This window comes from Treponema sp. R80B11-R83G3, assembly GCF_054786115.1.
The window spans coordinates 1-9,524 of record NZ_BDHF01000063.1 but is presented as its reverse complement, the minus strand read 5'-3'; the positions used below and the strand labels follow the sequence as shown (position 1 = coordinate 9,524).

8 protein-coding genes and 2 tRNA genes are annotated in these 9,524 nt (G+C 37.2%); 7 read left to right on the top strand and 3 right to left on the bottom strand.

The window, feature by feature from the left end; all coding sequences use genetic code 11:
- Positions 1-726: hypothetical protein (locus tag ACYVRH_RS09065; RefSeq protein WP_461256596.1), on the bottom strand; the 726-nt coding region annotated here is incomplete at its 3' end.
- Between the two features lie 176 nt (positions 727-902).
- Between ACYVRH_RS09065 and ACYVRH_RS09060 the strand changes: the two genes are divergently transcribed.
- The 5 genes from ACYVRH_RS09060 to ACYVRH_RS09040 all read left to right on the top strand — a co-directional run bounded on the left by ACYVRH_RS09060 (position 903) and on the right by ACYVRH_RS09040 (position 7,722).
- Positions 903-2,483, top strand: coding sequence for a hypothetical protein (locus ACYVRH_RS09060; RefSeq protein ID WP_461256595.1), 1,581 nt, complete (start codon positions 903-905; stop codon positions 2,481-2,483).
- A 173-nt stretch (positions 2,484-2,656) separates the two neighbouring features.
- Positions 2,657-4,849, top strand: a complete 2,193-nt coding sequence (locus ACYVRH_RS09055) for a hypothetical protein (RefSeq protein WP_461256594.1) — start codon at positions 2,657-2,659, stop codon at positions 4,847-4,849.
- 172 nt (positions 4,850-5,021) lie between these two features.
- Positions 5,022-5,381: a hypothetical protein gene (locus ACYVRH_RS09050; RefSeq protein ID WP_461256593.1), complete on the top strand. Its 360-nt coding sequence runs from the start codon at positions 5,022-5,024 to the stop codon at positions 5,379-5,381.
- Position 5,382: 1 nt separating this feature from the next.
- Positions 5,383-6,282, top strand: a complete 900-nt coding sequence (locus ACYVRH_RS09045) for a formylglycine-generating enzyme family protein (protein WP_461256592.1) — start codon at positions 5,383-5,385, stop codon at positions 6,280-6,282.
- A 105-nt stretch (positions 6,283-6,387) separates the two neighbouring features.
- Positions 6,388-7,722: a hypothetical protein gene (locus ACYVRH_RS09040; protein ID WP_461256591.1), complete on the top strand. Its 1,335-nt coding sequence runs from the start codon at positions 6,388-6,390 to the stop codon at positions 7,720-7,722.
- 98 nt (positions 7,723-7,820) lie between these two features.
- On the opposite strand, the gene ACYVRH_RS09035 is transcribed toward ACYVRH_RS09040, so the two are convergent.
- Together ACYVRH_RS09035 and ACYVRH_RS09030 are read right to left on the bottom strand one after the other, a co-directional pair.
- Positions 7,821-7,894, bottom strand: a tRNA-Arg gene (locus ACYVRH_RS09035).
- Between the two features lie 238 nt (positions 7,895-8,132).
- Positions 8,133-8,204 (bottom strand) — tRNA-His (locus tag ACYVRH_RS09030).
- Positions 8,205-8,406: 202 nt separating this feature from the next.
- Between ACYVRH_RS09030 and ACYVRH_RS09025 the strand changes: the two genes are divergently transcribed.
- Positions 8,407-8,724 carry an STAS domain-containing protein gene (locus tag ACYVRH_RS09025; RefSeq protein ID WP_461256590.1) on the top strand — a complete coding sequence of 106 codons (318 nt, stop codon included), beginning with the start codon at positions 8,407-8,409 and terminating at the stop codon, positions 8,722-8,724.
- 5 nt (positions 8,725-8,729) lie between these two features.
- On the top strand, positions 8,730-9,524 hold a 795-nt coding region (locus ACYVRH_RS09020), incomplete at its 3' end, for a cache domain-containing protein (protein WP_461256589.1).

Below are 9,524 nucleotides of genomic sequence, written 5' to 3'. Positions count from 1 at the left end.
TTTATTAGTATCAATTATCATTCTGTCAGATATTTTTTTTGCGGAAAGATCACTTGAGTTTTGATCAAAAATATATTTGTCGTTATAACCTTTTACAACGCCTATATTATTTGTAACGTTACGCAAATCAAGGTCAAGGAGCATCGCGTCAACAAGGAAAAGATTAAACCCGGCGAAAGTATTTACAAACGCCGGATGATATTCCGCAAAATATACGCTTTTCTTTCCGTATGTTTGAGTTTTTAAATTATCAAAAGCGCTTCTTTCTGTTTCTGATGTTCCGTCTTCACGCTTTATATTCTTGGGTTTACCGGACATGCTTACGCAGTTGTTAATGCCGCTGTCTACAAACATTGCCGTTGGCAGTAACATCCAATCGTATAAATCATCAATAATAACGGTATCGGGACCAAATGTAATTTTTAAGCGGGAGCCGTCAGCGTTTTGCCCCAAATAATTAAGGGTGACATTTGCCACCCCCAGAATGCTCCCCATAGTGCTAAAGGATTCTGGCTTAGATGTTGCTCCGAATCTAATGCCGCCGGGGTCTATATTTGCGTTTACCGTATTTATAGTCATGTTTGGATTGGAACCATAAAACTTAAGAAGATTATTTGTATCGTTTGTTCTGTCACTTATATATTTTTGATCATCTGCAAAAGACTGCGCGGTAATAAGAAATAAAAACAATACAACGCTGAGAAACCGTTTTTTTAAACTTTTCATATTTTCCCCCAATTCTATTCTCAAAAAAGCCCATTTTCAGGGTAGGTTTATTTTAGAATAAAAAGCAAGAAAAATAAAGGCAAATTGATATTACTTTACAAAATTACTTAGCAAGTGAACTATAGAAAAATTGCAATGTTTATAATACCTGTATAAATCATTTTAGGAGGCGCCTTATGAAAGCGACTTTAATTTTATGCCGGTTTATTACAGGCATCGCGCTTGTCGCAGTATTATTACTTGCGGCATGTTTAAATCCGGAGTTACCTTCTGACGAGCAAAGTGCTTCGATTAAGATAACATTGCCGGTAAGCGGAGTATCCCGTTCACTTCATCAGGTAAGTGAAATAACGGGCTACAAAATTATGGCGTATCTGTTGGAAAGCGATCAAAAGACGGTTGTCAGGCAGGAACACGACGAAATATTTTACATTGAACAGTTTCCGGTTACAATCGACAAACTTTCAATCGGGTACACAAAATTCGTTGTTGAGGCTTTTGACTCAATCAATAATGACGCTTTAAACGTGATAGCTTTGGGGGAATCGATCAAACAACTGAAGCAAGGCTCTAATACGCTGACCATAAATTTTACATGGATCGGTAACGATACTCCTGAAACGCCTATCATTATTGATGAAGATGAATCTGTGGATTACGATACAAGTTCCAGTATTGCGCTAACTTTATCAATCAACGATGAGTGGAATAATTTGTATCTTTACCGCTATGACTACTATGATCCGTTGGAAAGAGCGATGAGGGTAAAAGAATTTACCACGTTAGGGGAAAATTTTTATATCGGAGACAATGCCAGTAACCCGATACCTATTCAATGGAGGTGGATGCGAAGTATAGCTCGCGGCCCTTTTCAGGAAGTCGCCAATGGAGCGGGAATAAGCAGGAATTATCTTGAAACATTGACCATAAACCCTGATGAAACTGGTATCCATTATTATTACGTAGAATTTTTCAGCGATAACGGCATCCGCAAACAATATGTTAATTCAGAAATTTATAAAGTTAGAGTGATGCCGCCACCGCCTGTTTATTACCGTGAACCTACAGGTATCGAATTTACAACAAAAAATTCAAACTTACCATCTGACGAAGACGCTGTTTTAGCGTCGATTAGTAATGAAACTGTCGCTGTCCGCAAAAATAAAAAGGCAGTAATAAGTTTTGTTATCAATTATGAAGATTCAGGGTATATTGGAGATCCAAGAACCGCTATGCCAACCGTCTATTCATCTGATAATGTTACAATAATAAACACTGAAATTGATGATAAAAACGTTCCTGTCTATTATAGTTGTCTTGTTGAGATGTCCCAATATGGCGGCATCGGCTGGATTGAATGCGCCGTTAAAGATTTTAATTTGCGCTGTAACCTTATTTGCGCTGAAGAAATTATTAAAGACGGCGACTGGATTGGAGCAGGCCGATTAACTCAATTTGAAACGCCTGAATATACGGTAAATTCAAGCGGAGCTTATAAAACAAAAATAGTGTACCTGCATGGCGGACAGTCGATGACGAATTATGACTGGTCTTACATACAAGCTTTCGTTGATGATCGGGATGAACCGACGGATACATACTGGTTTACAGTTACTTCGAGTTGGGGCGGTTACTCTCTTAAAACACCGCATGAATTTGAATATGTAAGCAATTATCAGCCGACAAAGCTAAGATTTCAAGGCAGAGCAGGGGACGGGACGGCTTATATAGGTTATGTTTTTGCATATTACGAATAAAAACCGAATAAAAACGTTTACATTAAACAGGGGCTGTCCAAGAAGTAATATTTTTGGGCAGCCTATTTTTATTTACCCGAAAGTTTACGCACTTTAATTCTATTACTTGTCAAGTGCACATAAAAAATTCTATTCATGGGACAATTTATTAATAACTTATAGGAGGCAGAAAAATGCTGAAAAAAACATTATTTTTTACTGCTATTTTTGCGGTGGGCGTAGTTTTATATGCCCAGGAAAATGGCAGCGGCACCTTTATTATGGAAAATATACCAAAAAAAGGCGTTAAGATCAATGCGCTTGCTCCTTCTTCAGATTCGTCACTTTTTATGATGGGAGGACAAGACGGAATATTGAATTATTTCGATAAAGACACTCTGAAGATTACAAGTCAGATTTTGAAGATCAATGATCCTATAACAGCAATAGATTATTTTAACAGCAGTCTAGGCGTTGGTGACGAGAAAGGCAATATGAATGAGTATATCAGTAATTATTACGGTACAGGCTTTAGAAAAAGTGACACCAAATACGGAAGCTTTTCGAGCGCAATAAAAACTATACAGTATTCAAACGATTCTGATTCAACATATCTTTTTGCGGTCGATGTCAGTAATAATAGCAGAGTTTACTTACGGCACGATTCCAGAGAAAAAAATCCCCAACACGGATCATTGGTCTCACCAACAGTTTTAAAACAACGCAGTCTCATTAACGGAATATTAAGATCTAGTGGAAACAAAATGCTCTTTTTATCAGAAAAAATTAAGGCTTACACTTACAATTGGAACATTATATACAAAAGCATCTCCAAAAAAGATGAGATAGAAGTGGAAAAAAAACCGGAAATCAGTAATGAAGAGATCCTTTTGGATGTATGTGCCGTGAAAGCGGCAATAAGTCCAGATAAAAAAATAATTTTTTACGTAACGGATACTGAGAGAAATGGTATTTACAAATTTGATATAGCCAATAAAAATGCGTCATTATTTTATAGAGCGAACCAGCCTATTGACGCGTTCGCTACTGACGGTTTCAACGTGTATTTTTCATGTTTTGATAAGCTCATTCATGTTAGGGACGAGTTTGGAACTGTAAATGTGACAACTGATATAACCGCAAAATTATACTTAAGCGGTCCAAAAAGTGTAAATGAAACAGTTGAAGTTGGAAAAAGAACATTCTATTTGCCTCCGGGCAAATACTCAGTAAGCACCAGCTCTTCGTACCCGTTAACGATTGATCCTGAGACAGTAACGCTGAAACATGGGGAATCCAGTAACATTAATATAACGAGGAGATACCCAATTCGTCTTCTTCACAGACCAGATGAGCTTCTTACGCCTCAAAATAAGGCTATCAGCCCGAGTGGCAAATTTTACTCTACTTCAGTGTCTAATCCGTTGGATGAATCGGTAAATGTTTATGTTATCGATTCAAAAACTCACAAGGAAGTATTTCATTTAACATATTACCATCAAGATACAAATATGTTTTTTAACAGTAATGATGAAATAACCGTTATTGAAGACTCAAAATTGCATTTTTATAATAAAAATGGAAAATTAAAAACAACCTATCAAGCAGGTAATAAAATAAAATGTGTAAATGAGCTAAATCTAAATTTGTTATTACTTACCGAACATAATACAATCGAATACTTCGGCGAAGGCAATCAAAAATTTATTTTTAATAATTTACACGATGTGTTTACATCAAATTTTATTAACGATACACGTTTTATCGTAAGCGATGTTAAAGCAATTAAAATTTATAATATTATTGATAATAGTCCCGTTCTTTATCACGTAATTCCGAGATCTTTTGCCGGTTATGATACAAAAGCCTTGATAATAACAGGTGATAACGGATTCGGGTCACTTTCTTCCAATAATAAATTTTATTCATGGAAGGGCGACCGTGAAAGTATTTTTCCAAATACAATCACATTCGACGGCTCATTAAGCTTTTTAGAGAAATTTAATAAAAAATCACAAATATCGTTCTACGATAAAAAGAACAGTATGATCATTGGCTATGATATCGCGTCAGGAAAAGAGCTTATTAAGATCAAAAATATCCCCAACATGGCTGATGTTTGCGGTAACGAATCATTTATTATCGGGGTAGATATGGAAAAAAAAGTTAATGTTTTTAATTCAAATTATGGCTCTTTTAACTTAAATGGATACCACCTTTTTTTCCCTGATATGAGTGCTGCGTATGTAACCCCAGGCAGCGAAAGTTCCAACGATATTTATACGCAGACAACACCAGATTTTAATGGGAAAAAATATCTCTTCATAGAGCAAAATAAAAAGCGGAGAGAGATGGATGACAGCGAAGTAATGAAATTGAAGAAATAGGAGCTTATTTTGGAGATGTAGAAAGAGAATAATTTCAACCACGAACCACACGAATCAATACGAACGGCGACAAGATATGCGTAAAAAGTTCGTGCATGTACCGTTCGTGTGGTTCGTGGTAAAATTCAAATTTTTTGATAGGAGGAAAATAAAATGAAGAAAAAAAATATTAATGTTTGTAATTTTAATCATAACATTTGAAATTATCTTTGCAGAGGATGCTATAGTCTATACAACTATTTATACTATAGGAGGCGATCCTGTTATCTGGAAAATTGTTGATACTGAATTAACAACTGAATCACAATTAAATGACGCAAATGAATCAATGATAAAAAATTTTAAAGACCACCCCAAGTATCAAGAAACGCCTATAATCCCATGTTTTGACCATATAAATTCTGATGCGGATCAATTGTCAGACAAATATCCTGGCATAAAACACTACTTATTGCTGATTACTGACTACTTAACCAACTTGATAAGACAGGACCTCTTAAAAAGTAATGATGCTAAAGCGCTTTTTTTTTAAAATGTCTCAGCTTGAAAATCTTGTGATAGACAAAATAAAGAACTCAATGACGGTATTTCCAATCGTTATTACAGGAAAGACAAAAAGCGTAAACGAATCGTTACTGAGGAGGCTTACCTCTAATGGCAAAAGATATAATTTAAATAAAGATGATTTAAATATTTTATTGGATATGATTAAAGTTGACATTGATAATAAAATTCCTGTAGCTTTGCATATCATGCTTGATCATTCAGGGTCGATGCAGGATACAGTTAGCGGCGTTACGCAAAATTTAACATTCATTTTACAAGAGATTTGGCGATATAAAGTGACAAAAAAAGAGGCTCCCCTTAATGAATTTTTAAATGATTTTTTTACGGATATGCCGACAGCTTTATACGAGATAGGTGAACCGGAATCCAGTTTTGAAATTCTCCATCAGGTTTTTCTTACAGAGTATAAAATCATGAGCGACCTAGTTACTCAAAAATTTTACGATATTTATCTTAAAGAAACAGGGAAGGAAAACCCCGCAAAAATATTAAATCCAGACTCTCCCCAAACAAACGTATCTTATAACCAGGCTGCTGACGAATTTGTCAAATTTTTAAATAAAAAATACAACACAACCGGTTTTTTTATCCCGAAAGAGGAACATACGGAGGCCTTTTATAAAACCTACCCAAATAAAATACTCGCTAACAGAGATCACAAAGTTTTAGAGATAACTTCCAGCTTCTTTGGGGAATATGAACTGGAGCAAACCATTGACCCTACCGGACCGTATGAAGGCACTGATCGCGTTGTAAAAGGCTACTTTGACGACCACTCTCGTTTTAGACCGGCGTTACGGGGTAGGATAGATCCTGAGACTCCATCTCCGCTTGTGGGGATTCGTCTCGCTTTTAGAAAGCAATAAGGAGGAAATGACGGTCATATATTACTTGGCAGGTTAAATATAACGGAATATTCCGTGATATTTTTGTTTTAAGTACCAAAAACTTATTTTTGGAAGGAGTGTTGTATGAAGAAACGAAAAGTATTCTTTATCGGAGTGTTGATGCTGATAACGCTCAACACGGTATTTGCGGCGCAGGAGCCTGATGGGTTTCAAGGATTTATAAAACCAGTACTGCTTAAGATCATACCTCTCATAAAGCCCAATACGCTTCTTGCAACAGGGCCAATAGAGTTCCACATTGACCCTTCAAATGTTCTGTTCACTGAATTTGGAGACAAGAAGTACTCAGCAGCTTTCGTTGAAAGGGCGCTAACCTTGTCCATCATGATGTATGAGGGTGCGTTTATTCAGGCTAATAGCTCAATTATAGTTTTAAATTTGGTAAAAAGCGTACTACCAGTGTTAAATGACATGAAAATAGATCCGAATTCCTTTGTTTCTGATGAGACAGGGTATGTCATGCTTGATAGAATGGGGGTAGAGACTCTTCTATTAGCAAAACTAATTGAGAAAAATGGGAAATGGATTTTTATGTTAAGCGCTGGGGACGTAGATTTAGAAAGCGATCCCTTGGATAGGGAGGCGGTCATAAGAATGATTCGCAAGAGCGTCGAGGAGATGGAAAAAAAAGATGATAAAATCCCAGTACCCAGACCCGAAAAAGAGCCGCAGCCTAACCAACAGGCAACTGCTCCGTCACCTATCATTGACAAGACAAGTAAGTTATCGTTCAGGACTCCAGAAATACGTCCCGCCAAACAAGGCGTAGTTGTTGCTGACGGCATATATGTCTCCGCCTACGATTATGCTAACAACAACGCCTCTGCCTCTACAAGACCAACAATGATCGTTTTTACAAAAAACAATGTAAAAAGAATAATCAATGAGGGGCATACTGACTCAATAAACGGCATCATACCCTCCACAGGAGTTTTTTTCAGCTATGCCGACGACGGTCTTGTAATAGGCTACTCATCATCTGACTTCAAAGAACAGTACCGTTTTAATAACGGAAGGCCAGTAAAAACTGCTGTTCTTACTACAGATGGGTATATTGTCACTAACCCGGGAAATATGGGTAGCAAAATATTCGATATAAATACGAGAGCCGAACGCAAAGAACCGTTGTTAAATTATGATGAAGTTAAAGATCTAAAATTCAAAGAGCGTATTGAAATTCGCCATGGCCTTGTCAGCGTGATTGATTCTGCAAATAAAGAAATCGCGCAAATGGGTTTTTATCTAGATGGGCAGTACGGCCTGATATTCAACGACCGTACCAATTACTTAGGCTCAGAAACTATTGAGCGCCATTTAAACGTCACGGATTATGGAAAATCCGAGCGTCTTTGGACACCAACCGATAGAAACATGAAAAAAATTGATAATGCGGTCTAATTTCATGGAATTAGAACTTGATCGGGTTTGTTTAACTCGATCAAGTTCTAAAATTTAAAAATTTATAGAAAAAGAGAATAAATTATGAGTTAATTTTCTGCGCCCGGCCTGGCTCGAACAGGCTACCACCAGATTCGAAGTCTGGTACTCTATCCAGGTGAGCTACAGGCGCCGTAGTCTTAAGGTGGATGACGGGGTTTGCCCTACATTCGGCAACATCCTGTTGCCTCATTCCGGGCCGGGGTTCAGCCCTGCCGCCGCCATCAAGAGGGGAACCTTCAACCTTCGGTCTCGGTTGAGGTTCCATGGCGGCTTTTCCTTACGGCGGGCTGAACCCTTCAAACCCCGCTTTTTACGCAAAAATAATAATTTTATTTTAGTAAAAAAATTATTTCCATCATAGACCTTAGGGTGGATGACGGGGTTTGAACCCGCGACGACCAGATCCACAATCTGGGACTCTACCGCTGAGCTACATCCACCATGAGATTTACTCTAATGTGAAGAAAATTGGTGTTTTTGTCAAGATGTAAACTTGTCAATCGCTTTCTATTCGCTTATAATAAAATATGGGGCTATCCAGTAAGTATAAGTTTTACCACTCAGCTTGTCGCTGTTTGTGCATGTACCGAAGGTACTAGTTCGTGTGGTTAGTGGTAGAAATTCTTCATTTAGGAGAAAAATATGGCGGAAAACATCCTTGAAATTACCCAAAATATAATAGACGGGATATGCAAAATTTCCGTCAAAGGGCGCATAGATTCAAATAGCGCGAATGAGCTGCTTTTAAATCTTGAGAAGGCGTTAAGCGACGGGAATAAAAATATTATTCTTAATATGGCGCAGGTTGAGTATCTTAGTTCTATCGGGATAAGGGTAATTTTAAAAAACTATAAACAGGCGACTGAAGAAGGCGGATATTTAAAAATTGATAATCCGTCCGAAATCGTAAAGAAAGTACTGGGCATGGTCGCGCTTAAAGAAATGCTTGTTACAAATTAAATATTGTGAATTCAATCAGAACAAAAATATTAGTTATAGTCCTTATTTTTATTATATTAATAGGCTCTTCGTTTATATTTTATGCGATTGAGACAACTGAAAATTACAAACGTCTCCGCCTTGAAAGCATACAAAAAACTCTTGATATTGAAACTGAAAAAGTAAATAAAATGATTGCCGAATTGGAAAGAAGCGCCGTTTTTTACGCGTTAGGCGGACGGCTTTGCTACGAAGAACAATCGGAAAAATTTGGGGAAGAATTTGTATTGGACGCAGTAGGCGTGCTTGTAAACGCCGTAGGGGGCGGTTTTTGGTTTGAACCTTATGCTTTCAATCCCGGCAGATTGCGCGCCGGCTTTTACGCGTTTCTTGATAAGGCGACAAATAAAGCGAGAATCGACAATATTTTTTTTATGGATGAATATGATTACCATAACAGAAATTGGTACCGTGAAATATCACAAGGCGTTACGCGGCCGTTTCAAGTTGTGTGGACAAAACCTTATGTTGACGATACCGGCACGTTCAGTTTAATGACGACGGCGGGGGCTGGAATATTTAAAAACGGAAAATTAATCGCCATAACTACGGTTGACTGGGAAATAGAAGAAGTAATTAAAAAATTAATAATGATTAACCCCACAAAAAACAGTTTTGCGCTATTATGCGTGCCCGATAAAGATTATATTATTTCAAGCGTATTTACGGATAGTTTTACGGGGGAATCATTAAAAAGCATCCCATGGGATATTTCATCAGATCAATTTACATATAAAAACCAAAACTATTTGCGCTTTGGC

Excerpts from the sequence above, each read along its gene's own strand:
- ACYVRH_RS09055 (WP_461256594.1), top strand. The coding sequence starts at position 2,657 with ATGCTGAAAAAAACATTATTTTTTACTGCTATTTTTGCGGTGGGCGTA.
- ACYVRH_RS09025 (WP_461256590.1), top strand. The coding sequence starts at position 8,407 with ATGGCGGAAAACATCCTTGAAATTACCCAAAATATAATAGACGGGATA.
- ACYVRH_RS09060 (WP_461256595.1), top strand. The coding sequence starts at position 903 with ATGAAAGCGACTTTAATTTTATGCCGGTTTATTACAGGCATCGCGCTT.
- ACYVRH_RS09045 (WP_461256592.1), top strand. The coding sequence starts at position 5,383 with ATGTCTCAGCTTGAAAATCTTGTGATAGACAAAATAAAGAACTCAATG.
- ACYVRH_RS09050 (WP_461256593.1), top strand. The coding sequence starts at position 5,022 with ATGTTTGTAATTTTAATCATAACATTTGAAATTATCTTTGCAGAGGAT.
- ACYVRH_RS09040 (WP_461256591.1), top strand. The coding sequence starts at position 6,388 with ATGAAGAAACGAAAAGTATTCTTTATCGGAGTGTTGATGCTGATAACG.